The sequence below is a fragment of the Mesorhizobium sp. M0659 genome (assembly GCF_040320605.1).
GTDB lineage: Bacteria > Pseudomonadota > Alphaproteobacteria > Rhizobiales > Rhizobiaceae > Mesorhizobium.
Genome location: NZ_JAMYPY010000009.1, coordinates 199,086 through 223,968 on the forward strand (window position 1 = coordinate 199,086; position 24,883 = coordinate 223,968).

At 63.2% G+C, this 24,883-nt stretch carries 21 protein-coding genes; 14 read left to right on the top strand and 7 right to left on the bottom strand.

Going from position 1 to position 24,883, the window contains the following annotated elements; genetic code table 11:
- Positions 1-9: 9 nt before the first annotated feature.
- Positions 10-480 carry a cyclophilin-like fold protein gene (locus NKI31_RS17075; RefSeq protein WP_023753749.1) on the bottom strand — a complete coding sequence of 157 codons (471 nt, stop codon included), beginning with the start codon at positions 478-480 and terminating at the stop codon, positions 10-12.
- On the bottom strand, positions 477-1,667 hold the full coding sequence (locus NKI31_RS17080; protein ID WP_031244612.1) for an MFS transporter: 1,191 nt from the start codon (positions 1,665-1,667) through the stop codon (positions 477-479). The genes NKI31_RS17075 and NKI31_RS17080 overlap by 4 nt, the downstream gene beginning before the upstream one ends.
- Before the next feature lie 141 nt (positions 1,668-1,808).
- Here NKI31_RS17080 and NKI31_RS17085 point away from each other — a divergent pair, with 141 nt between their 5' ends.
- Together NKI31_RS17085 and NKI31_RS17090 are read left to right on the top strand one after the other, a co-directional pair.
- Complete coding sequence (locus NKI31_RS17085) at positions 1,809-2,702, top strand: LysR family transcriptional regulator (protein WP_023745477.1); 894 nt, start codon at positions 1,809-1,811, stop codon at positions 2,700-2,702.
- Between the two features lie 18 nt (positions 2,703-2,720).
- Positions 2,721-3,089 carry a hypothetical protein gene (locus tag NKI31_RS17090; RefSeq protein ID WP_023753746.1) on the top strand — a complete coding sequence of 123 codons (369 nt, stop codon included), beginning with the start codon at positions 2,721-2,723 and terminating at the stop codon, positions 3,087-3,089.
- Positions 3,090-3,270: 181 nt separating this feature from the next.
- On the opposite strand, the gene NKI31_RS17095 is transcribed toward NKI31_RS17090, so the two are convergent.
- A complete protein-coding gene (locus NKI31_RS17095; protein WP_023715222.1) occupies positions 3,271-7,518 on the bottom strand; it encodes an NACHT domain-containing protein in 4,248 nt (1,415 codons plus the stop codon).
- Between the two features lie 487 nt (positions 7,519-8,005).
- Between NKI31_RS17095 and NKI31_RS17100 the strand changes: the two genes are divergently transcribed.
- The 5 genes from NKI31_RS17100 (at position 8,006) to NKI31_RS17120 (ending at position 14,329) form a co-directional block, all read left to right on the top strand.
- The gene (locus NKI31_RS17100; protein WP_023753743.1) at positions 8,006-9,061 is read left to right on the top strand and encodes a LacI family DNA-binding transcriptional regulator; all 1,056 of its coding nucleotides are present in this window, start codon (positions 8,006-8,008) and stop codon (positions 9,059-9,061) included.
- 68 nt (positions 9,062-9,129) lie between these two features.
- Positions 9,130-10,371: an ABC transporter substrate-binding protein gene (locus NKI31_RS17105; RefSeq protein WP_352537609.1), complete on the top strand. Its 1,242-nt coding sequence runs from the start codon at positions 9,130-9,132 to the stop codon at positions 10,369-10,371.
- A gap of 174 nt (positions 10,372-10,545) precedes the next feature.
- Positions 10,546-11,466: a carbohydrate ABC transporter permease gene (locus NKI31_RS17110; protein WP_023730481.1), complete on the top strand. Its 921-nt coding sequence runs from the start codon at positions 10,546-10,548 to the stop codon at positions 11,464-11,466.
- A complete protein-coding gene (locus NKI31_RS17115) occupies positions 11,466-12,323 on the top strand; it encodes a carbohydrate ABC transporter permease (RefSeq protein ID WP_023682951.1) in 858 nt (285 codons plus the stop codon). The genes NKI31_RS17110 and NKI31_RS17115 overlap by 1 nt, the downstream gene beginning before the upstream one ends.
- Positions 12,324-12,361: 38 nt before the next feature.
- A complete protein-coding gene (locus NKI31_RS17120) occupies positions 12,362-14,329 on the top strand; it encodes a glycoside hydrolase family 127 protein (protein ID WP_352652144.1) in 1,968 nt (655 codons plus the stop codon).
- Position 14,330: 1 nt separating this feature from the next.
- Here the strand turns inward: NKI31_RS17120 and NKI31_RS17125 are convergent, their stop codons facing one another.
- The 3 genes from NKI31_RS17125 to efp form a co-directional block, all read right to left on the bottom strand.
- On the bottom strand, positions 14,331-15,131 hold the full coding sequence (locus NKI31_RS17125) for an endonuclease/exonuclease/phosphatase family protein (RefSeq protein WP_352652145.1): 801 nt from the start codon (positions 15,129-15,131) through the stop codon (positions 14,331-14,333).
- An 81-nt stretch (positions 15,132-15,212) separates the two neighbouring features.
- On the bottom strand, positions 15,213-16,673 hold the full coding sequence (locus NKI31_RS17130; RefSeq protein WP_352652146.1) for a phospholipase D-like domain-containing protein: 1,461 nt from the start codon (positions 16,671-16,673) through the stop codon (positions 15,213-15,215).
- A 71-nt stretch (positions 16,674-16,744) separates the two neighbouring features.
- The gene (gene efp, locus NKI31_RS17135; protein WP_023682947.1) at positions 16,745-17,314 is read right to left on the bottom strand and encodes an elongation factor P; all 570 of its coding nucleotides are present in this window, start codon (positions 17,312-17,314) and stop codon (positions 16,745-16,747) included.
- Positions 17,315-17,443: 129 nt separating this feature from the next.
- On the opposite strand from efp, the gene epmA reads away from it, so the two are divergent.
- The 7 genes from epmA (at position 17,444) to lpxK (ending at position 24,275) form a co-directional block, all read left to right on the top strand.
- A complete protein-coding gene (gene epmA / locus NKI31_RS17140; RefSeq protein ID WP_352652148.1) occupies positions 17,444-18,490 on the top strand; it encodes an EF-P lysine aminoacylase EpmA in 1,047 nt (348 codons plus the stop codon).
- A gap of 198 nt (positions 18,491-18,688) precedes the next feature.
- Entirely contained in the window at positions 18,689-20,032 is a 1,344-nt protein-coding gene (locus NKI31_RS17145) for a TldD/PmbA family protein (RefSeq protein WP_023709712.1), read from the top strand.
- Positions 20,019-20,825: a 3'(2'),5'-bisphosphate nucleotidase CysQ gene (locus tag NKI31_RS17150; protein WP_352652149.1), complete on the top strand. Its 807-nt coding sequence runs from the start codon at positions 20,019-20,021 to the stop codon at positions 20,823-20,825. The genes NKI31_RS17145 and NKI31_RS17150 overlap by 14 nt, the downstream gene beginning before the upstream one ends.
- 68 nt (positions 20,826-20,893) lie before the next feature.
- Complete coding sequence (locus NKI31_RS17155; RefSeq protein WP_023682943.1) at positions 20,894-21,139, top strand: DUF4170 domain-containing protein; 246 nt, start codon at positions 20,894-20,896, stop codon at positions 21,137-21,139.
- Positions 21,140-21,144: 5 nt separating this feature from the next.
- Entirely contained in the window at positions 21,145-21,933 is a 789-nt protein-coding gene (locus tag NKI31_RS17160) for a lysophospholipid acyltransferase family protein (RefSeq protein WP_023682942.1), read from the top strand.
- Positions 21,930-23,246: a lipid IV(A) 3-deoxy-D-manno-octulosonic acid transferase gene (gene waaA / locus NKI31_RS17165; protein ID WP_023671577.1), complete on the top strand. Its 1,317-nt coding sequence runs from the start codon at positions 21,930-21,932 to the stop codon at positions 23,244-23,246. Before NKI31_RS17160 ends, waaA begins: the two co-directional genes overlap by 4 nt.
- Entirely contained in the window at positions 23,247-24,275 is a 1,029-nt protein-coding gene (gene lpxK / locus NKI31_RS17170) for a tetraacyldisaccharide 4'-kinase (protein WP_352497298.1), read from the top strand.
- Between the two features lie 59 nt (positions 24,276-24,334).
- Here lpxK and NKI31_RS17175 read toward each other — a convergent pair whose 3' ends face one another.
- Positions 24,335-24,874, bottom strand: a complete 540-nt coding sequence (locus NKI31_RS17175) for a hypothetical protein (RefSeq protein ID WP_352652150.1) — start codon at positions 24,872-24,874, stop codon at positions 24,335-24,337.
- Positions 24,875-24,883: the final 9 nt, after the last annotated feature.

The window sequence follows — 24,883 nt, forward strand, 5'->3', positions numbered from 1 at the left end:
TTTGCGATCTCAAATGCGTTCGATGCGAAGCGGGAATTTGCCGCGAACGTGCAGGGCCTGCTCGCCCTCGTCGAAGCGGCCAAGCCTGATCAGCCCGGGATGGCGGTAGTCGGCGTAGAACATGGCCAGGTTGCCCCAGGGCATGAAATAGCACAGGTCATAGGGCTGCTCGTCGGCGAACGGACCGCTTCCCTCCTGCGTCAGCTTGCGTGGCAGATAGGCGATCTTCTCGTTGTGGGCGTAGTCCTCGATCTCGAGGTCGAGCGGCAGCATGGAGAAGAAGTCGCGCGCCGAGGGATTGTCGTAGAGCGTGGCGGTCATGGTGCGGCCGTTGAAAACCATCCTGATCTTCATGTCGGTGGGCTCCTGGCTGACGGGAGATTGGCTTTCCTGGCCGGCGGCTGTGCGAGGCAGGGCCGCCACCGCGAGCGCGACGCCGAGCAATGTCCGGCGGCTGAGCGGCGCATGTTCGATCGTCACGGCAAAGACCTCCGGGCCATATGCGCTGCGGCAAGGGCGGCGAGCGCCGATCCGCAGAGCAGCACCGCGCCCAGAGTGAACGGTCCCCACCAGCCGACCGTATCGAACAGCGTGCCGCCGATCGCAGCGCCGCCGGTGATGGCGAGCTGGATGACGGCTACCTGCAACCCGCCGCCGGCCTCTGCGTCGTTCGGCAACGTTCGGCTGAGCCACGTGCCCCAACCAACCGGCGCGGCCATGCCGAAGAAGCCCCAGGCAACGAGCAGCAGCGCTGTGGGACCCGGGAGTGCACCGAGGGCGATGAGCGCAGCGGCCAGCGCAGCCATGACCAGCGGGATGACGGTGAGAATGCTGAACAGACGCGTGCGCAAAAGCCGGCCGACGCACCATGTGCCGAGCACCCCGGCCAGCCCCATCGCCAGCAGGACCGCCGAGAGGGCGGCGATGTCGAGCCGCGTGACGTTCTCGAGGAAGGGCCGCAGATAGGTGAAGAGCGCGAACTGGCCCATGAACAGCATCATGATCGACGCCATGCCGGTAGCGACAGGAAGACGGCCGAGCAGCGCCAGCGGATTGCCGGCACGATTCCTGCGGCGCGGCGGCAGCGCCGGCAGGCTTGTCCACTGCCAGGCCAGCGCCAGGAGGCCAAACGGCACGACGAGGAAGAAAGCGCCGCGCCAGCCGACATAGGCGCCAAGAAAACTGCCCAGCGGCGCCGCGATGGTGGCCGCAATGGCATTGCCGGCGTTCAGCATGGCGAGACCCTTCGGAACCATGTCTTGCGGCACGAGGCGCATGACGATCGCGGTCGACATCGACCAGAACCCGCCGATCGCGATGCCGAGCAGCGCCCGGCCGACCATGAGCAACGCGTAGTTCGGCGCGAAGGTGACAGCCAGACCGGACACGATGAGGAGGAGGGTGAAGCCGGTCACGACCAGTCGGCGGTCGATGTGGCGCGTGAGGCCGGCGACCAGCAGGCTGGTCACCACGGCGAAAGCGCCCGAAATCGAGATCGCCTGTCCCGCGCGGCCCTCGGTGATGCCGAGATCGGCCGCTAGCGGCGACAGCAGGCTGATCGGCATGAATTCCGACGCGATGAGCACGAAAACACACAGCGCCATCGACAACACCGCGCCCCATGCGGCGCGGTTTTCAACAAGCCTTGTGTCGTATGTGGTTTCCATGATTGGCATCCTGGCAAAGCGGCCGGACGGATCAGCCGCCGTCGCTGCCAGAAGATATTGCAGGGGAACCCATTTAAGTAGACTAAGTAATCCGCATGGACTTATCTGCTCATGATATGAATGTCCGGCGGGAGGTGCCCTATGCAGCGCGACGGCATGAAGGATCTGCTCTGGTTCGTGGCGGTCGCCAGGGAGCGCAGTTTCACCAGGGCGGCGGCAAAGCTCGGAACCTCGCAGTCGACCCTGAGTTCGACAATCAAGGAGCTTGAAGCTCGCCTTGGCGTCCGCCTGCTGACGCGTACGACGCGGAGCGTCTCTCCGACCGAGGCCGGCGAGCGACTATTCCAATCTCTCGTTCCCCGCTTCGAGGAAATCGAATCCGACCTTGCAAGCCTGGTGGCGTTTCGCGACAAGCCCTCCGGAACGGTCCGCATCACCCTGTCCGACCATGCGCTCCAGACGACCGTCTGGCCGAAGCTCGAGCCCTTGCTCAACGACAATCCCGACGTGCGCGTCGAGCTCTACAGCGACAACGGCATGAAGAACATTGTGGAGGAGCGCTTCGACGCAGGCGTGCGGCTTGGCGAGAGCATCGACAGGGATATGATCGCAGTGCGCATCGGGCCGGATTGGAGGCTCGTGGCCGTGGCTTCGCCGGACTACTTTTCCCGCCATCCGGTTCCGACCGCGCCCCAGGACCTGGTCGATCACGACTGCATCAATATGCGGCAGGCGACGTTCGGCGGATTGTATGCCTGGGAATTCGCCAGGGATGGCCGCGACCTTCGTGTGCGGGTGGAAGGCCAGCTCACCTTCAACTCGTCCATTCCCATGATCGAGGCTGCGACAAGCGGTTTCGGGATCGCCTATGTCCCGGAAAACCTCGTCAGCCACCACATCGCCGACGGACGCCTCAGGCTCGTGCTCGACGACTGGAGCCCGCCATTTGCGGGCTATCACCTCTACTATCCGAGCAGGCGACAGCTCTCCCCTGCGATGGCGGTGATCATCGACGCGCTCCGCCATCGCATCTGACCCGAGACTGTTTGGATCATGAAGCTGAGCTTGGTAATTGGCAGGTTCTACCTGGGCATTGCCCGGCTGTTCATGCCGCCGCTGGAGCAGGCGCTGCGCCGTCGCCGCGATTTTGTTGGTGGAGGGCTTCCAAAAGGAAGAACCTGGAATCCCGACTGGGAAGCCTATGCCACCCGATCTTTTCGCCGGTTTTTCCGAACTGTTGAATTTTGTTTCTGGAATGTGCCTGGGAAGCCTTCGCGCTCATGGCGCGATGCAGCCATGCTGAGCATGGGCGGGCAGGCTGCTTCACAACTCGACGGCATGGTGCCGATGCACTTGCTGATGAGCGCCTTCCATTGGCGCCCTGGCTGGAGGCTGGCGGCAAGGTGGCGCCAGTCGGGGTGATACGGTGTCTGGCGACGAATACCGCGTGCTCGCTCTCATGAAGGAAGCGGGTGGCCAACTGAGCTAAAACGGCCGCTTCTGACCTAAAGCAGACTCGCACAGGTGAGGGCGCACATGACCGCTTTGCGCCCTATTTCGGCCATTCCACATCCCTTTGCGTTCGCCCGAAAGTTGACATAAGTCACGGCAACCACGGGCGGTCATTTCGGTGTAGGGGCCACGGCCGTCCACTCTCGATATCAGGATGCCTAGGCTCATCCTCAGCTGCGCCATCGGCCTGCCGAAGCGCGTCGATGCGACTGAGATATTCCACGGCAAACGCCGCCTGATCTTGGTCGGGTGAGATCGTCAGCGCAAACAGTCGCTTCCTAAGCTCAGAAGCATTGCGCGGTCTGAGCTCGTAGGACGTGCCGTCAGGGCTGTGTAGCTCTTTGGTATAAATCATGCCTTGTACGCCGGGCTCTCCTTGTCGGCGTAGGGTCTGCCGTCCCACCGGGGACTCTGTGGCGGCGAGCAGACCTTCTAACGAAGAGGCCTTCAAAATAACCGAGAAAACCAGCGCTTTTGCGCCCTCGGATCGCGCTGCAGCCAGCTTCTCGAAAGCGTAGGGCAGATCGTCGTCACCCATCGCGTATGCGAGCTGCTCTGGTAGCAGGAAATGACCGGCCTTGAGGTCGAAGCCCTTACCTAAATCACCTTCGGCCCCCTGCAGAAGCAAGTCCATTGCCGTGCGGAAGCCTAGCTTTCGTACTTGGTCGAACCACTCGTGTTCCGACAGCATATCGGGAGATATCAGGGCAAACTCACGCAACATGCTCGCTCTGGTTTCATCGTCGAGCAGCCTCAGTTGAGGCAGGATATCCCTGATCTGCCATCTCGAAACATTCTTTTCGGGAATCAGAGACAAGGCGTCAAAAACGGAGGCCGGACGATCGGTGTTCGGAAATACTTTCAGCCAGTTGAACATCGCGTAGGAGGTTTGGTCATCCCACCACCCGTTCTCCTTTTCAGCCAAGACCTTGCGGAATTCCCCAAGGACCAAATCGGCTGAAGGGACAAGTCCGCCGACAATCATGCCGTTGAAGAGGTCGAGCTTGTTGTGTGACCTGAACTCGAACCCGGCAAGTTTCGCCGTCAGTTCTGGTCGAGCTATGTGTGGCATCACCACCGCGATCGCGGCCAGCGCTACAGCACGACCATACGGCGGTTCGCCGGCGGCCAGCTCTTCCGCTACGTCCAGTATGCTTTCTGCGGCATCAAGCGACAGGTCGGGCTGGCTCGACCGCCTTTCAAGTGCGGCCTGAGCACGATCCAGATCAGGCCAGACGTTCGTTCTCTTCTCCAAGAGGGCAGGCATCGCGATGAGCCGCAGTGCAATCGCTGCGTCATGGCCAAACTCCGGATGCCGCAGGAGCGACTTTGCGATCTCGTACGCCTCGCCGGTACCAATCTCGTAGAGCGCCTGCCGATACGAGAGGGTATGGCTGGTGCGCCACTCATTCAGCGCCGCTTGGTCGCGACCAGCCTTGGCCAATTCCTTGAGAGCGTCCCGCTGCTGAAGGTCTTCCTGCAGGAAGACTGAGACCCACTTCATCTGGGATGGGTCCGGGACTCGCCGCATGGCATCTACAACCTCGGCCATATCATGCCGCGATGGCGGGCCTGGACTCAGAAGGCGAGCGGCCCACCCATTCAGCGCTTCAACGAGCTTGCGACGGCTTTCGGCCGAAACGTCGTCCATTTTCTCGTTTGTTCCGTGTTTGCCGTGGCAGGTGATGAGGTCGGCGAGGGCTTCAATGTCGCGATGTTCCTGGGCGGCGGAGAACGACACGACTGCTTCGACGAACGCTTCTGGGCGCGTTCTCGAGATTTTGTCCCGAAGTAGCCCAAGAGGTGCGTAGTCGACCGCAGTGGGCATCCCGTTCGCATAGACCTTCGGCTTCAGCGCCAGAAAGTCGCCAATCATTCCGGTAACAATACCGGCTCCGGCTAGGAAGAGAGCACCGCTCGTCTGCTCGTCGATGTCTTGACTGTCAGCGACGATCCTCGACAAGGCCGCTTCCTCACTCACAGGTTGCGGCGAAAGATATCCTTGGACCCGAAAGGGCAACGACAGGCCGGCCAAAATCCGTTCCTTCATCGCCGCTGCAACGACTTCCGGAAACACGCTATTCGCCTGATGAAATGCGGCCGCGGTATAGTCTGCGCGGAGGTCCAACTTTTCGTTGCCAAGGATCGCGGCGAGGTTCGTGACATCCCCCGAAAGCTGTGCCCTGTGGGCAATGCGATTGAGATTACGGGCTGGGCTGGGGTTGGCCTTCAAGTCGTCTTCCTGGAGCCCTATCAAGCGGCTCAGGACATGGGGGGCAGTCAGCCCGTCGAAATAATCCCGGTCGGCAACGCGGCGCCAAACTTCATCATCCGCACCATCGAGCACCGCTGTCGCCTGTCTTGGAGCGCCACGGAAAAGCAGGGCTTCAACCGCTTCTGACTTGACAGTGACGCTGGGGTCCTTCTTTGCGAGGTCGAACGCGGCTTCCAGACCTTCGATGCCCCCGCCGAAGATAAGGCCGGAAACCAGCCTTTCCCGCACCCGCTCCTCCAGATGCTCGTAATCGTCCCGCAGGTGGGTCCCGAAGACAGACGGCCGGATACGATCGCCCAAGTTCAGGGCCTCGCTTTGAATCTGGTCGGTTGAGTTGGAAACCAGTGGCCAAACCAGACCGGCGAAGACAGCCCGGCCAGTCTTCATCATGAATGCGACAGCCAAATCCACCTGATCAGGTTGGTGCCATGCACGTGCAAAAGCTTCCACGTCGGGCGCCACCAAGTTCCAAACGTCATCTCCTGCTCGGTACACAATTTCAGCCGCAAGCATCGGTCCCACAGACATCGCGAGCCTCACCACCTGTCCGACGACGGCGATACCGGGTGCATCCACGGCCAGTCGCTCACAGGCGAAAAGAATTGCCTCTTCCCACATGCGGTCGTTCAGAATTTCTTGGGCAAAGGTGCTTTCGAGGCCGGCTTCCTTGGGAAGCCCACGCGTCATTGCCACGACATGCCCAGCGGCATACCACTCTCGAAATTGCTGATGCTGGAATGAGTACTTGTCTCCTTCGCCATGAACAAGCACGTGCGTAGCGACGAGTGTGTCCAGGATGTTGACGGGTTCCGGAGCGGTCTGAACCAGCCCCTCAGTCAACAGGTTCGTATTGGTTGCCCGGAGTGACTGTCGGGCTTCGGTCTCATCCAACGCCGTCGTCCGCGCCCGCATCATGGAGACGGCCAAATCACCCAGATAGCGCCGGTGTTGCCCCAGCATGCCTTGTCGTAGCTGCTCCGCGCGTTCGGGAATGCCCTCGTGCTGTGCCACCAGCAGCGAAATCGTGCCTTCTTTGGTGGTAGTCAGGGTACCGGTGTCTCCCACCTGTAGGAGAGCCTGAAGATAAAAAGGCACTCGGGCAAGGTCCCGAACGCCCGAAGTTCTTCGGACGCGGTCAAGCAAATCCTGCCCAACGCTTCCATGTCGGGAGGCCAGCTCTTCCTGCTGATCGTCGGACAGGGTTTCAATGTGAATTGTCCGCGCCACAAACGGCACCGCCACGGCCTGAGGGCGCGTGGTTATGCAAATGACCACAAGCGGGAATTCGCGGCGAAGGGCTCGAAGGGTTTTCATGAGAGCCAGCCGGGCAGCCGGTGTCACCTCGTTCCAGCCATCCAATAGGAATGCCAACTCGCCGTGCGCTGCGAGAAACTTCAGGTCCTCGGATCGCACGCCTGCAAAGGCCTGGCGACTAGCCATCCACGAAAAGAGGTCGTCCACACTCGGGCCGACTTCGGCAAGCGGGACCAAGAGCGGAACGGGACCGCTTTCCAGTAGCTCGAAACCGAGCTGGATTAAGGTGGTCGACTTGCCCTGACCCGGTTCGCCTACAAGGTCCAAAATGCCACAGGACCGTAGCGCTGCGGCCATTTCGACGTGGGTGAACGATTTTCCTCGTGATGAGGCCGCCGTCAAAGAAAGCGATACGGCGTGCGCGGGACCCTGGTGAGAAAAGGTCTCAATGTGACGTTCAGCGGCAGAACGCGCCCTGTCCATCGAGGAGGTCAGGTCCTCACCCTGCGGAATACCAAGATGCCGGCGAAGATACTGAAGGGCCTCCGCGAGTTCTCCGCCCATAGGCTCAACACGGGCGCGACCACCCGTTAGCAGCTGTTCAAAAGCCCGGTCCTCCGCCTCCTGCTTCCATTTGTGGAGCAATTCAACAGGAAACGCTTTTTCGTCGTGGTCAATCTGGTGGGCATGGTCACTGCATAGCCAAATTCCGTTCTCCGGCGCTTTTCGTTCTTCCCGTGTCAGACGCGCGTCGTAACGTGCAAATCCCTCTGACGCGGCCGTTATGTGCGCAGCGATTCCCAGGTTCATGGTGCCAGGACCACCTTTTTGCGGTCCCACTGTAGGTTTCCTGCAATCCGGATTGGAGCATAGCCAGCCAACACGTTGGGCCATCAGGCGCTTGGTCGGCTCAGCGAAATTGTCGCGCTGGCTTGCGCTTGACGACACTATTGCTCTGGTTTTCTTGGCAGGTGGTTTCGGCATGACGCTCATCCGCGGACCTTAGCGTCTTACGCGCGTTGGGCAAAGAACAAAGAATGAACCAGCGATGCGAATGGAGGAGCCCAAGAACGTCTGGTCGTCAATGACAGCCTCTGGCGCAAAGCGGCTGTGACGAACAACCGCGTTGATCGTCGCCCACCCGCCGCACCCCCTTGCCATCCTCAAATTCTCATCCTAATCTCGCCTTGAGAAAACCTTTTCCCAGCCCGCGCAGCATCCGCGACCTACCCATATCGACACGCCAAAGGCCAGTAAGAGAAAACCTTTTCCCAAACCGAGGACCGACACCCGACCCATGCCCTCCGACACGCCACCAGCCGCCAAACAACCCGTCACCCTGCGTGAAGTCGCGGCGATGGCTGGTGTCAGTGTGGCCACCGCCTCGAAGGCGCTGAACGGGCAGGGGCGGATGACGGCCGAGACGCGGCAGCGCATTCGCGAGACGGCGCAGCGGCTCGGTTTTCGCCCCAACAGCCTGGCGCAGAGCCTGCTGCGGCGGCGTTCCTTCACCGTCGGGCTGTTGACCAACGACACCTATGGCCGCTTTTCGCTGCCGGTCATGTCGGGCATTTCCGATGCGCTGGTCGATGCCGGCGTTTCGGTGTTCATGTGCAATGTCGAGGACGATCCGCGGCTGGCGCAGCTGCATGTCGAGGCGATGCTGGACAAGCGCATCGATGGCATCATCGCCAGCGGCAAGCGCATCGACCGCCATCTGCCGGTCGACCTCGCCAATCTCGGCGTGCCCGTCATCTACGCCTTCAGCCAGCCCGATCCCGATGCCATCGCCTTCGTCTCCGACGATGCCGGCGGCGCGCGGCTGGCGGTCGAGCATCTTTGCCGGCTCGGGCGGCGGCGCATCGCCCATGTCAGCGGTCCCGAAAGTTTTGCCGTGGTGAATGAGCGGGCACAGGCTTTTCGCGATGTGCTGGCCGCGCACGGCCTGCCGGTCACCGAGCCCTTGCTCGGCTCGTGGTCGGAAGCCTGGGGGCATGAAGCCGTCGGAAAGCTGTTCGACGGCCCAACGCTCTTCAACAACAAGGGAGAGAAACCCGATGCGGTGTTCTGCGGCAACGACCAGATCGCGCGCGGCGTCATCGATGCGCTGCGCGAGCGCGGCCTTGGCGTGCCCGGCGATGTCGGCGTCATCGGCTTCGACAATTGGGAGATCGTGGCGGAGGCAACCCGCCCGCCGCTGACCTCGGTCGACATGAACCTGGCAGCGCTCGGCCGCGAGGCCGGCCTCACACTGCTATCGCTCGTCGGCGGCCAAGCCGCCGCGCCGGGCATTCGAAAACTGCCGTGCCGGCTGGTGGTGCGTCAGTCATGCGGCCGTCCACCGGACGGCTAGGAGAACGCGCGGCGCGATCCAAGAGCGCCGCAACAGGGAGGAGGAGAAAAACCATGAGGAGGAAAACCATGAAGACCATGATTACCGGGTTCGCGCTCGCGGCGAGCATCATTGCCTTGCCTGCAATGGCTGCCGACACCGCCAACATCTGGGTTCGCGCCGACGGCTCGAACTTCATGCCGCGCATCGTCGATGCCTTCAACAAGGGCCATGAGAACCAGGTCAAGCTGGACATCATTCCCAATGCCGAGATCATCCCGAAATATGGCGCCGCCGCCGCCGGCGGCACGGCGCCCGACGCACTGTCGCTCGACCTGATCTACACGCCATCCTTTGCCGCCGCCGGCCAGCTCGAAGACATCACCGACTGGGCGAAATCGCTGCCCTATTTCGCCAGCCTGTCGCCGGCGCATGTCAAGACCGGCACCTACAAGGACCACATTTACGGGCTGCCGTTCTCGGCCGACGCCTCGGTGCTGATCTGGAACAAGAAGCTGTTCAAGCAGGCGGGGCTCGATCCCGACAAGGGGCCGGCCAACTGGGCCGAGATCGAGGCCGATGCCGAAAAGGTCAACGCGCTCGGCGGCGACATCAAGGGCTTTTATTTCTCCGGCAATTGCGGCGGCTGCAACATCTTCACCTTCACGCCGCTGATCTGGGCCTCTGGCGGCGACATTTTGAGCGAGGACGGCTCCAAGGCGACGCTGGACAGCCCGCAGCTGCGTGGCGCCATCGACCTCTACCGCTCGATGGTCAAGAAGGATCTGGTGCCGGCCGGCGCGCAGACCGACACCGGCGCCAATTTCTTTGCCGCCTTCGCCACCGGCAATATCGGCATTTCGCCGTCCGGCGCCTTCGCCATCGGCGCGCTCAACACGCAGTATCCGGATATCGACTATGGCGTCACCTTCCTGCCGGGCAAGGACAGCGGCTGGTCTTCGTTTGCCGGCGGCGACAATTTCGTCGTCACCAAGGGCACCAAGAAGCTCGCCGTGGTGAAGGAGTTTCTCGACTTCGCCTATTCGCTCGAAGGCCAGACCATCCTGGCCAAATACGGCAGCCTGCCGGTGCGCGGCGACATCGCCAAGGAGGCGCTGAAAGATCTCGATCCGCGCTACCAGATCGCCGCCGAAGCCATGGCCAAGGGCCGCACGCCCTATTCCGTGGTGTTCAACGATTTGATCAACTCGGCCAACGGTCCGTGGACGCAGATGATCAACGAGGTCGTCTTCGGCGACGACGTCGATGGCGCCATCGCCAATGCACAAGAGACCATGCAGTCGATCATCGACCAGGCGCCGCAAAAGTAAGCGCCGCCCCTACCTCCCCCTCGAGGGGAGGTCGGACCACAGGTCCGGGTGGGGTCGTTCCGGCAGTGCTCGACGTTCTTTTTCGTCGGCGCACTGCGCGGAGGACCCCACCCCGGCCTGCGGCCGGACCCTCCCCTCGAGGGGGAGGGAGATCACCGCACCCGGAGCCCACGTATGACCGCCATCACCACCACCCCGCCACGCGCCAGAAAACTGGTCGGCGCCGGCCGCCGGCAGTGGATCGGCCTGCTCTATGTTGCGCCGGCAGTGGCGCTGGTCGTCGTATTCTTCATCATCCCACTCGGCATGACGGCGTGGATGTCGCTGCACAACTGGCCGCTGATGGGCGAGCATTTTTACATCGGCTTCGACAATTACCGGGCGATCCTGCGCGACAATCGCTTCTGGAACGCGCTGAGCTTCACCGCCTACTACACCGTGATCGTCACCATCGTGATCTTCGCCGTCGCCTTTCCGCTGGCGCTGTTCATCGAAAAGCCCAGGCAGCTGACCGGCTTTTACCGGACGTCCTTCTTCATGCCGGCGGTCGTCGGCTTCGCCTCGGCCAGCCTGCTGTGGTCGTGGCTGCTCAATGTCGATTCCGGCCTGTTCAGCCCGGCCGCCTACGATTTCGGCCTGACGGCGAAAAAGTTCAACCTGCTGGCGACGTTCCAGCCGGCCTTCTGGTCGATCATCGCTATGGTCGTCTGGAAGGTAGCGGGCTTCACCATGATCATCCTGATGACCGGCCTGCAGTCGATCCCGACCGATCTGCAGGAAGCCGCGATGATCGACGGGGCAGGGCCGTTCGCGCGCTTTCGCGCCATCACCCTGCCGCTGATGCGCCGCACGCTGGCGCTGGCGCTGATCCTGTCGATCGCCGGCTCGATCCTCGCCTTCGACCAGTTCTACATCATCCTGCGCGGCGGCCCGCGCAACCAGACGCTGACCGCCGTCTACTGGATCTTCAACCAGTCCTTCGTCTCGTTCAAGCTCGGCTATGGCGCCGCTTTGTCGATGATCCTGCTGGCCATATTGGTGGCGCTCAGCCTGGTCCAGCTGTGGCTGCTGCGCAAGCCGGAGGGCATCGACTGATGGCGCAGGCAAGAAGCCGCAGCAGCCGCCTCTGGCTCAGGATCGCCGAGCATTCGACCGGCATGATCGCCTCAGTGCTGTTCATCGCGCCGATCGTCTGGGCCGTGCTGTCGACCTTCAAGCCGGCGCAGGAGGCGCGCCAGCCGCCGCTGCCGCCATGGCCGACGACAGGCTTTTCGGTCGAGAACTACCGCACGCTCGACACCTTTGGCGACGGCCTCTGGCTGCCGGCGCAAAACAGCCTCTATGTCGCCTCGATGACGGTGATCCTGTCGGTCGTCGTCAGCGTGCTGGCCGGCTACGGCTTTTCGCGCTTTCGGTTTCCCATGAAGGATGTGCTCTTCATCGTGATCCTGTCGACGATCATGATCCCCTTCCAGTCGATCCTGACGCCGATCTTCCTGGTGCTGACCAAGGTCGGCCTGCACAACACGCTGACCGGGCTGGTCCTGGTCTACACCACGCTGCAATTGCCGTTCTCGATCTTCATGATGCGCAACGCCTTCGACGCGGTGCCGCGCGAGATCGAGGAAGCCGCGCGCATGGACGGCGCCAACAACGTCACCATGCTGCTGAAGGTGATGCTGCCGCTGGTCTGGCCGGGCATCGTCACCATCGCGCTGTTCGCCTTCCTCGGCGCCTGGAACGAATTCCTGGCCGCACTGGTGCTGATGACCGACCAGTCCAAATTCACGCTGCCGATCATGATGACCGCGCTGCAGTCGGGCCGCTTCGGCGCCATCGACTGGGGCGCCGTGCAGGCGGGCGTCACCGTGATGATGGTGCCGTGCCTGGTGCTCTTCCTCTTGCTGCAGCGCTTCTACATCCGCGGCCTGATGGCCGGCGCGGTGAAATGACCCGCCGTGAAATGACCAATATCCAACGGAGTGACACGATGACCGCCAAACCATCCGCCAAGCCCGGCAAACTCGCCTTCCGCCCACTGCCGGTGCCGCAGGTCGATGTCCGCGGCTTCTGGGGCGACCGCGTCGATGCCGTGGCGTCGCGCACCGCCGACATCCTGTACGAGCGCTGCGTCGAGGCGCGCATGCTGGAGCAGATCGACCCGGACCGGCCCTCGCCGGGCGTCGTCATTCCGTTCCATTCGCCGTCGCCCGACGAGGCGGCCAGCCCCGGCTTCACCGGCTCGACGGTGACGACGCAGATGTTCTGGGACTCCGATTGGGGCAAGACCATCGAGACCGCGGCCTATTCGCTCTACCGGCGCAAGAACGCGGCACTCGAGACGAAGATCGATGCCGTCATCGACCTCTACGGCAGACTGCAGCAGGAAGACGGTTATCTCTCCAGCTGGTACCAGCGCATCCAGCCCGGGAAGCGCTGGACCAATCTGCGCGATTGCCACGAGCTCTATTGCGCCGGCCATCTGATCGAAGGCGCGGTCGCCTACTACCAGGCCACCGGCAAGCGCAAGCTGCTGGATATCATGTGCCGCTATGTCGACCATATCGCCGACACCTTCGGTCCGGAGCCGGGCAAGAAGAAGGGCTATTGCGGCCATGAGGAGATCGAGCTGGCGCTGGTCAAGCTGGCGCGGGCGACCGGCGAGCAGAAATACATGGACCTGGCCAGGTATTTCATCGACCAGCGCGGGCAACAGCCGCATTATTTCGACGAGGAGGCGCGTGCGCGCGGCGCCGACCCGAAGGCCTATCATTTCAAGACTTATGAGTACAACCAGTCGCACAAGCCGGTGCGCGAGCAGGACAAGGTCGTCGGCCATGCGGTCAGGGCGATGTACCTCTATTCCGGCATGGCCGACATCGCCACCGAATATGGCGACGATACGCTCAGGGTAGCGCTCGACCGGCTCTGGAACGATCTCACCACCAAGAACCTCTATGTCACCGGCGGCCTCGGGCCATCGGCGCACAATGAGGGCTTTACCAGCGACTACGACCTGCCCAACGAAACCGCCTATGCCGAGACCTGTGCCTCGGTCGGCCTCGTGTTCTGGGCCAGCCGCATGCTCGGCATGGGTCCCAACGCCCGCTACGCCGACATGATGGAGCGGGCACTCTACAACGGCTCGATCTCCGGCCTGTCGCTCGACGGCTCGCTGTTCTTCTACGAGAACCCGTTGGAGAGCCGGGGCAGGCACAATCGCTGGAAATGGCATCGCTGCCCCTGTTGCCCGCCCAATATCGGCCGCATGGTCGCCTCCATCGGCAGCTATTTCTACTCCCTGTCGGATGATGCGCTGGCCGTTCATCTCTACGGCGACAGCACCGCGCGCTTCGATATATCGAACCGGGCGGTCAGTCTGATTCAGACCAGCAATTATCCTTGGGATGGCGCGGTCTCGATCCGGATCGAAGCCGAAGCGCCGGTCGAGTTCACCTTGCACCTGCGCGTCCCCTCCTGGTGCGGCAAGGCGGCGCTCAAGATCAACGGCGCCGCGGTCGATCTGGACGGCATCACCAGCGACGGCTATGCCGCGATCCGGCGCGAGTGGCGCCAGGGCGACCGGGTCGAACTCGATCTCGAAATGTCGATCGCCCGTCTGTTCGCCAATCCGGAGGTGCGTCAGGACATCGGCCGCGTCGCACTTGCGCGCGGTCCGCTGATCTATTGCGTCGAGGAGACCGACAATCCCGGCCAGTTGCATCGGATCGCTCTGCCGCGAACGGCAAAAATCGAGGCGCATGCCGAGCCGAACCTGCTCGGCGGCATCGTCACGCTTTCGGCACTTGCCAGCAAGGAAGCCCAGGAAAACTGGGAAACCGGGCTCTATCGCACCGATCCGCCCGCGGTGAGCGAAACGAAAATCACCGCCGTCCCGTACTTTGCCTGGGACAACCGTGAACCCGGTGAGATGCTGGTATGGCTGCGGGACGGATGAGTTAGAGGCTGACAAACGCCGTCAGCGGCAAATGATCCGACGCAACCCGCGACAGCGGCGTATCATGAGCTTCCACCGACGAGACCATGCCGTGCCGGTTGGCCATGATCCGGTCGAGCGCCAGTACCGGCAGGCCTGAGGGGAAAGTCGGCACCGCCGCCGGCGTGAAACCAAAGGTGGCGTGCAGCGTCTTGAGCGCCGAGCGGTTGCCCAGCCGCCATTCGTTGAGGTCGCCGAGCAGCAAGGTCGGCCTTTCATCCTGGTTGCTCATGATGTCGAGCACGACGCGGGCCTGCTCCGAGCGCGAGCGGCGCAACAGGCCGAGATGCGCGGCGATGACGCGCAGAGTGCGCGTTTCGTCGAGGTCGATCTCGGCAACCAGCGCGCCGCGGGGCTCCAGTCCCGGAAGCTTGATCTGATGGACGTCGCGCACCGTGCCGCGCTTGAACAAAAGCACGTTGCCGCGCCAGCCATGGCCCTTGCCGCTTCCGGAAACCGGCACCGGCACCAGCCCGGTTTCGTGTTCGATCCGGGCAAGATCGAGCAGCCCGGCGCGGTCGCCGAATCGGTTGTCGGCTTCCTGCAGCGCGATGACGTCGGGGCCGATCTCGCGGATGACGCGGGCGGTCCGTTCGGGGTCGAACCTGCGGTCGGTGCCGATGCATTTGTGGACGTTGTAGGAGGCGACCACCATCTGGGCCCCTTCAATGTGCTTGCGCGGCGTCGCGTTCGCATTGCGCGCTTTCCTGCCGCGGATCGACAGGAGCACGGTTTCAGGAAGGCTGCGTCCGTTTATGTCCATAGGCCTACTATTCGATGTCCTGATTCTTTGTTCTATGCATATCGTTCTCTCACAACCGGGACCACTTCGAGGCGGTATGCATTAGAGATAGGGCGATCCCAGCCATAACAACCGGTCAAAAACCCGGATGAGAAATGGCCGCGCTTTCAAGGTTGCGAGCGTGACGGGTTTGGCGGAAGCGATTGCCGCTCCGATGCGCCCTTCGATCTCGGCGGCAAAGCCGGTATCCAGCACCTCCAGGTCGATTTCGAAATTCAGCCGCAGCGACCGGGCGTCGAGGTTGGAAGAGCCGACATAGGCCCAGACGCCATCGACCGACAACAGCTTCGAATGGTCGAATGACCCTTCATGACGCCAGACGCGGCAATAGTGCTTCAGCACCTGGTCGTACTGCGCCGTCATGGCGCGGCCGACCAGGAAGAGATTGTTGACCGCGGGCACGACGATGTCGATCTCGACGCCGCGCCGGGCAGCCGTGACCAGCGCGCTGACAAATTCCCGGTCCGGCAGGAAATAGGGCGACATGATGCGGATCGATTTGCGGGCGACGGAAAATGCCCCCGTCAGCAATTTGTGGTTGGTTTCGATGCTGGCGTCCGGCCCCGACGCCACCGCCCGCACCAGGATCGGCTGACCGGGAGGCGGCGAGGGCTTTTCCACGTGCCAGACCTCGTCCTTGAGGGCCTCGTTGCCGGCAAAACGCCAGTCTTCGGCGGCAACCGCGAACAGGTCGGCCACGACCGGCCCCGTGACCTGGAAATGCGTATCCGCCGAACTGGCGCTGCCGGCGAATTCGGCCGAAAATCCCTTGCGGATGTTCATGCCTCCCGTGAACGCCACCACACCGTCGACGATCAGGATTTTCCTGTGCGTCCTCAAATTCGCATAGGGAAGTCTCAGGCCCATGACGATGTTGCCGTTGAAGAGATCGACGGTGACGCCGGCTTCCCGGAGTGTCCCAAGGATGCTGGGCACGGAATAGCGCACGCCGACCGCATCGATCAGCACGCGAACCGTCACACCGCGCCGGACCGCGCCGGCCAGCGATCCGACAAAACGTCGTCCGATCTCGTCATTGTCGAAGATGTAGGTCTCGAGCAGAATGCTGCGCTGTGCACTGTCTATCGCCCGGCACATTGCTGCGTAAGCTTCGTCGCCGGTCCTGAGGATCGTGATCGCGTTTGCCGACGTCAGTGCGCGCCGCGCCACCCTGTCGCCTAGCGTCTTCAGGCCGGCAAAGCGCTGGCCGAATTCGGCTGAGATGAGTGTTTCGAGCGCAATGTCGTGGTCGTGTTTGGCTGTCTCGGCTTCACCGGCGACGGGCCGCATGGCGCTGATCGTGGCGCGGCGGATGCGGTTGATGCCGGCAATGGCATAGATGATCGCGCCAAGGAATGGCGACAAGATCATCACGCCGACCCAGCCGGTGGCGGCGCGCACGTCTTCCTTGGTCATGATTGCGTGGACGATGCCGATGGCGGCCATCAGCATCGGAATGATCACAAGGATCAGAGGCCAGTAGGTCACAAAGGTCTGCCACATCGGCAGGACTATCGAGCCAGCGGCCGCAGAAGGCAATGCAACGGATCAACCAGGACGGAAGCGCTCGCGCGTCAGTCCTTCGCCCGCTCCACATAAGCACCGTCAGCCGTCATCACCACCACGCGGGTGCCCGGCGCGATGTGCGGCGGCACCAGCGTGCGCACGCCGTTGGAAAGCACGGCCGGCTTGTAGGACGAGGACGCCGTCTGGCCTTTGGTCGTCGGCTCCGTCTCGACCACTTCGAAAGTAGCGCGCTGCGGCAGCACCAGGGCTATGGCGATGCCGTTGAACTGCGAGATCTGCACCGCCATGCCTTCGAGCAGGTAGGGCGCCATGTCGCCGACCACGCTTTCCGGCACCGCGACCTGGTCGTAGCTTTCCGGGTTCATGAAGTGATAGCCCTCGGCGTCGGCGTAGAGGAAGGTGTGCTCGCGCTCCTCGACATAGGCGCGCTCGACCTGCTCGGTGGTGCGGTAGCGCTCCGAAACCTTCACCCCGTCGGAGATGCGGCGCATGTCGAGCTGGGTGACCGGCGTACCCTTGCCAGGGTGGATGTTTTCGGCAAAGAGGATGACGTAAAGCTTGCCGTCTTTGTCGACGACATTGCCTTTACGGAGCGAACTGGCGATGACCTTCACCACGGTTTTCAATCCTAGACTTCGTTGGCCTGAAACGATCGTTCGGCGCAAATCGGCTGCGAGAGCCGTCGCCGTAGCGCATCTTGGCCCGAACCGCCAGCCCTGTCAGCAATTCCGTTGCCCTGCAAACCCATGACTGGCGCTTCGCCCTGGTGGACGCCGGATGTTCACGCCGACCGCCGGCCGCGGCTGATGGCCCGCAACGCCATAGCTGCCGCCATGCGCGGCTGGTTTGGCGAGCGCGACTTCATCGAGGTCGAGACGGCGGCATTGCAGATTTCGCCCGGCAACGAGGCGCATCTCTCAGCCTTCGCCACCGAGGCGATCGGCGCCGGCGGCGCGCGCCGGCCGCTTTATCTCCACACCTCGCCGGAGTTCGCCTGCAAGAAGCTGCTGGCCGCCGGCGAACGGCGCATCTTCAGCCTGGGCGCCGTCTGGCGCAACCGCGAGCGCGGTCCTTTGCATCACCCGGAGTTCACCATGCTCGAATGGTACCGGGTCGGCGAAACCTATGAGAGCCTGATGGCCGATTGCGCCGAACTGCTGAAGCTCGCGGCTGAGCGGGCCGGCGCCAAAACCTTCCGCTTTCGCGGCCGCGAGGCCGATCCGTTCGCCGAGCCGGAACGCGTGAGCGTGGCGGAAGCTTTTGCGCGTTACGCCGGCATCGATCTTCTTGCCACCGTTTCTGCCGATGGCGGCACAGACCGCGCCGCACTTCATGATGCTCTGGTCAAGGCCGGCCTGCGCACGGCCGACGATGACAACTGGGCCGATTTGTTCAGCCGCGTGATGGTCGAGAAGGTCGAACCGATGCTGGGGCAGGGGCGGGCCACAATCCTCTATGGCTATCCGATCTCCGAGGCCGCCTTGGCCCGGCCGAGTGCGGAGGACCAACGCGTGGCCGAGCGCTTCGAGCTCTATTGCTGCGGCGTCGAGCTCGCCAATGCTTTTGGCGAACTGACCGATCCGGCCGAGCAGCGCCGGCGCTTTGCCGCCGAGATGGACGAGAAGGAGCGCGTCTATGGCGAGCGCTATCCGCTGGATGAGGATTTTCTCGCCGCCCTCGCCATCATGCCGCAAGCCAGCGGCTCGGCGCTTGGCTTCGACCGGCTGGTGATGCTGGCAACGGGCGCGACGAGGATCGATGACGTGATCTGGACGCCAGCCGCCACTCCTTGACGGAAATCGGCCTCGGTTAAACTCACAAACCGGTCAAGCCGCGCGTCTGTGGCGCCGCCGCGGATGGGCTTTGCGGGCCGCTTGGGCGCTATGCCGCAGCGGGACAATTGCCCGTGCGCCATTGCACAAGCCGCATTGGGACAATAGATGGTGCAGCAGCCGCTACCGCCCGGCGCGGCTTCAGCCAGGACCACGCGCATGACCGATACATCAGAGGCAGCGAAATTGACCGACCGCGTCGCGGCACTGGTCGAGGCTGCCAAGCGGGCCGGCGCCGACGCCGCCGACGCGGTTGCCGTGCGCGGCCGCTCGATCGGCGTGTCGGTGCGGCTGGGAAAGGTCGAGAACACTGAGGCGTCCGAGGGCGACGATGTCTCGCTGCGCGTCTTCGTCGGCAACCGGGTGGCGAGCGTCTCGGCGACGGCGGCATCGGACCCCAAGGCGCTGGCTGAACGCGCCGTGGCCATGGCCAAAGTCTCGCCCGAGGACCCCTATCAGGGTCTCGCCGATCCGGCTTTGCTGGTCGGCAAGGTGCGCGACCTCGATCTGTTCGACGCCACCGAGGTTTCGGCCGATCAGTTGAAGGAAGCGGCCCTTGCCGCCGAGGAAGCGGCCCTTGCAGTCAAGGGCGTCACCAATTCGGCCGGCAGCGGCGCCAGCGCCGGCCTCGGCGGGCTGGTGCTGGCCACGTCGAACGGCTTCGTCGGCCACTATGTCGCATCGCGCTTTTCGCGTTCGGCCAGCGTTATTGCGGGCGAAGGCACCGGCATGGAGCGCGACTACGAATACTCCTCGAACCAGCATTTTTCCGATCTCGACGCGCCGGAGCTGATCGGCCGCAAGGCCGGCGAGCGCGCCGTGCGCCGCCTCGGCGCCCGCAAGGCGGCGACCGGTCCGGTCAACGTTGTGTTCGATCCGCGCGTCGCGCGCGGCATTGCCGGCCATCTCGCCGGCGCCATCAACGGCGCTTCGGTGGCGCGCAAGACCAGTTTCTTGCGCGAGATGATGGGCAAGCAGGTTGCGTCGGCTGCCATCACCGTCACCGACGAGCCGCTACGGCGTCGCGGCCAGGCCTCGCGCCCGTTCGACGGCGAAGGCGTCGAGGGCGAAAAGCTGTTGATGGTCGAGAACGGCGTGCTGAAGCACTGGTTCCTGTCGACGTCCGCCGCGCGGGAATTGGGGCTGACCACCAACGGACGCGGCGCGCGCAGCGGCTCGTCGGTATCGCCGTCTTCGACCAATCTCGCCATCGAGCCGGGCGACAGGACGCCGGAAGACCTGATCAGGTCGCTGAAATCCGGCTTTTATGTCACCGAAGTGTTCGGCCAGGGCGTCGACATGGTGACCGGCGAATACAGCCGTGGCGCATCCGGCTTCTGGATCGACAATGGTGAGCTTGCCTATCCGGTGGCCGAGGTGACCATCGCCTCCAATTTGAAGACGATGTTCCTCAACATGGTGCCGGCGAGCGATCTTGACCGCGATTTCGGCACCGCCGCACCGACGCTGCTGATCGAAGGAATGACCCTTGCCGGAGCGTGACCCGGTCATATCGGCCGGGGCCTCGGACGACCTCGATCTGCTGCGCGACGCCGCCCGCGAGGCGGGCGCGATCGCCATGCGCTATTTCGGCAAGAACCCGCAAGTGTGGATGAAGGGCGGCACCTCGCCGGTCAGCGAAGCCGACCACGCGGCAGACGCCTATCTGCGCGAGACCCTGCTTGCGGCGCGGCCGGACTATGGCTGGCTATCAGAGGAAACGACTGACGATCCGGCGCGGCTTCTGGCGCGGCGCACCTTTGTCGTCGACCCCATAGACGGCACCCGCGGCTTCCTCGAAGGCCTGCGCTCGTGGTGCGTCAGCGTCGCGGTGGTCGAGAATGGCCGCACGCTCACCGGTGTGCTCGAATGTCCGGCCAAGGGCGAAACCTATTGGGCGTTGCCTGGCCATGGAGCTTTCTGCAACGGCAAGCCGATTGCCGTGCGCCAGTTGGGCGAGACGGTCGAGATCGGCGGGCTGAAGCAGTTGATCGACCTGATGCCGCCGCAATGGCAGGGCCGGGTGCGGCGGGCGGCGCACATTCCCTCGCTCGCCTACCGGCTGGCGATGGTCGCCAACGGCACGCTCGACGCCACCTTCGTCAAGCCCAACGCGCATGACTGGGATATCGCCGCCGCCGATCTCATCTTGCGCGAGGCTGGCGGCGCCGTGCTCGACGGCCATGGCCGCGCGCCGCTTTATGCCGGGGAGATCATCCGTCACGGCGCGCTGGTCGCCGGCAGCGGGCAGTTGCTGACCGTGCTTGCCGGCGTCATTGCCGATACGGAAGCGTGATCGAAGGTTCCAAAGTGGGCAGCTTTGGGCTAGACCTGTCGCAAACTCACAATATGTGAAGGACCGAAATGGCCGCGGAAGACGGAAAGAAACAGCTTTTGCACCTGGTGTTCGGCGGCGAGCTGAAGAAGCTGGGAGGCACCGAGTTCCGCGATCTCGACGCGCTCGACATCGTTGGCGTTTATCCGGACTATCAAACCGCGCACACCGCGTGGAAGGCCAAGGCGCAAGCCAGCGTGGACAATGCCCATATGCGCTATTTCGTCGTCCATCTGCACCGGCTGCTCGACCCTGAAAGCAAGGCCGCCGGTTGACAGCGATGGAGCATGAAGCGGTGAAAGGGCAGCCCACCGGCGCCGCGGTCCGAAGAAGACGCGGCGGCAGTTCGAAGACATTCTGGCGCAAGATCCGCGAGCCGTTGGCGCAGTCGCGAATCGTCAAGAGCATGATCGTCAGCCTGCTCGCCCAGTTCGTACGCCTGGTGCGCCTGACCAACCGCGTGGTCGAAGGCTCGGCTAAATTTTCAGGCGGCGACTACGCCGAATTCGAACCCGGCATCATCGCGCTCTGGCATGGCCAGCATCTGCTGACCCCAGCCTATTATCCCAAGGGACGGCCGCTGGTCGCCATGGTCTCGCGCAGCGCCGACGCCGAACTCAACGCGCTGATGATCGAAAAATTCGGCATCGAGGCGGTGCGCGGCTCCGGCGGGCGTGAAAGCACGAAGCATCTCGACAAGGGCGGCGCCAAGGCGCTCATCGCCCTGAAAAAGTCACTCGTCGCCGGCAAGAACGTCGCCATGATCGCCGACATTCCCCACGGCACGCCGCGCGACGCGGGGCTTGGTATCGTTCTGCTGGCACGCCTTTCCGGCCGGCCGATCATGCCTGCCGCCATCGCCACCAGCCGCCGCAAGGTGCTGGAAAGGAGTTGGGACAAGACCACCATCAACCTGCCGTTCGGCCGCTCCTCGATCGTCATCGGAACGCCGGTTTTCGTGCCGGCCAACGCCGACGAGGCCGAAATGGAGCGCAAGCGCCAGGAAGTCACGGCCGCGCTCAATGCCGCGACCGCCGAGGCCTATCGGCTCGTGGACGGCAGGCCATGAGTGTCGGCTGGGCGCGCGCCTTCCTGGCGGCCTACCGCCTTGCCGGTGCAGCCGCCTATCCGCTGATGGGTCCCTATGTCGCCTGGCGCACATCGCAGGGCAAGGAAGACCGCAGCCGCAGCCGTGAGCGCTACGGCGTTGCCGGGCGGCCGCGCCCCGAAGGGCCGGTGATCTGGATCCATGCGGCAAGCGTCGGCGAGACCCTTGCGGTCGTGCCGCTGGTGCAAAGCATCCTCGACTACGGTGTCAACATCGTGCTGACGACGGGAACAGTGACCTCGGCGCAGGTTGCCGACGAACGGCTGGGCGACCGCATCATCCACCAATATGTTCCGCTCGACCTCAAGCCGGCCGTCAGCCGCTTTCTCGATCACTGGCGGCCGGACCTGGCTATCATCGCCGAATCCGAGATATGGCCGATGACGATCCTCGAGCTCGGCGCCCGCCACGTGCCGCAGGTGCTGGTCAACGGCCGGCTCTCCGACCGTTCGTTCAAATCCTGGAAGAAGCGCGCCAACATCGCCGAGGCGCTGTTCGAGAACCTTGCACATGTCGTTGCCCAGTCGGATGTCGACGGCGAACGGTTTCGCGCGCTTGGCGCCCGGCCGGTCACCGTGTCCGGCAACCTCAAGGTCGACACCTTGCCGCCGCCCGTCGACGAACGGGCGCTGGCGACGCTGAAGCGCCAGATCGCCGGCCGCCCGACCTGGGCGGCAATTTCGACCCATGACGGCGAGGAGGTGGTCGCGGCGGAAGTCCACGCCACGCTCTACAAGCGCCACCATGGCCTGCTGACGATTATCGTCCCGCGCCATCCCGACCGCGCCGAAGCGCTGGCCGCACAGATTTCCGGCATGGGCCTGAAGCTGGCGCGGCGCAGCAAGGGCGACCGGATCACCGCCGACACCGATATCCTCCTTGGCGATACGATCGGCGAGATGGGGCTTTATCTCCGGCTGACGGAAATCGCCTTTGTCGGCCGCTCGCTGACCTCGGAAGGCGGCCAGAACCCGCTGGAGCCGGCCATGCTCGACACCGCTGTGCTGGCCGGCCGCAACGTCCAGAATTTTCGCGAGGCCTATCAGCGCCTGCTCGACAGCGGCGGCGCCAAGCTGGTGCGCGACCGCGACATGCTGGCCGGCGCCGTCAATTTCCTGCTGAGCAATGAAGTTGCGCGCCATGAGATGATGGCGGCCGGTGCCGCCACAGTCGACCAGATGCGCGGTGCGCTGGCGCACACGCTGAAGTCGCTCGAGCCTTATATCCAGCCATTGATCGTCAAGTCGCGCCTGAAGGGCGCCGACGGGCGATAGGTGGCGTCCGAAGCACCACCTTTCTGGTGGGAAGCGCCGGACTGGCGGGTCTTTGCGCTGTCGCCGCTATCAGCGATTTATGGCATGGTCGCCGGCCGCCGTATGCACCGGGCGGTACGTGAAAAGATCGACGCACCAGTGCTTTGCGTCGGCAACTTCACCGTCGGCGGCAGCGGCAAGACGCCGGTCGCCATCGCGCTGGCCAAGCAGGCCAGGCGCATGCAGCTCAATCCCGGATTCCTGTCGCGCGGCCATGGCGGCTTGTTTGCGCAGCCGCATGTTGTCGATGCCAGTCACGACGCCGCCAAGCATGTCGGCGACGAGCCGCTGCTTCTGGCCGAGCATGCGCCGGTTGCGGTAAGCCCGAACCGCGCCGCCGGCGCCAAGCTGCTCATGGAAGCCCATGGCTGCGATTTCCTGATCATGGATGACGGTTTTCAGAGCGCGCGCATCCATATTGATTATGCGCTGGTCGTCGTCGACGCCCGCTACGGCATCGGCAATGGCCGCGTCATTCCGGGTGGGCCGCTGCGCGCCAACGTCGTCGACCAACTGGTGTTCACCGATGGGCTGTTGAAGATGGGCGAGGGCACCGCCGCCGACCAGGTCGTGCGCCAGGCGGCGCGCGCCGGCCGGCCGATCTTCGAGGCGCATGCTGAACCGGGCGGCAAGGAGCGGTTCGCCGGCCGGCGGTTCCTCGCCTTTGCCGGCATCGGCCATCCCGAAAAATTCTTCGAGACGCTGCGCGGCACCGGTGCGGAAGTGGCGCTGACCCGGTCGTTTCCGGACCATCACTTCTATGCCCCTGATGAGCTCGCGGAACTGGCGGCAACCGCGCGCCGCGATGGACTGGGCCTCGTCACCACCGCCAAGGACGCCGCCCGGCTGCGCCATGGCGCTGCCCCGGCCAATTTCCTCGCTGAACTCGCCGTGCTGGAGATCGACGCCACGTTCGAACTCGACACTGTGCCGGAGCGCATCATCGACGAGACGCTGGATGCCTGGAGACAGCGCAAGCTGAATGGCTGATGGTGTTCGACAAGCAAACCATATCGGACTCGATCCGCAAATGAGTTGGTGGCGGAAGGCTAGACTGACTTTGTTTGTCTGCCAAACCAAAACCCTAGTACGGTTGATAGCGCTGTACCTAAGGCCTGTGAGGCCTCTGGTGTGGCTAGTTTCAACCCAACAAGGCAGATGTATGCGAGGACCAGGATAAACGTTAGGATTGCCGTCTCCACGTCGGGTGAAGCCAGCCTGGAAATTATTTCTGCTTGCTTCGATCCCTCTCGGACAGTTTGAGAGAAGTCGGAGTAGACCGAGCCTCTGCCATTCCTCACCACAACCTGATATTCATATGGTCCATCAAAATCCTTCTTGCCAACGGCCGGAGGCCAAAAAACTTCTGCTAATACTAGAGTCGAATTTCCAAAGTTTTCTATCTCATCGTACGGCTCAATGTGATCTATATTTTTGTCGTGCCGATTTAGTGCTTCTATGGCAATCTTTTCGGACGCGGTGTATTCTCTTACTTTGCCGTTAGGCTTTTGTGATGATTGCGCAGTGTTGCTTTTGGACCCATTTTGATTGCTACTGGCGGTTATGTCGTCTTTCGCAAAATTTGGCATATTTTTCCC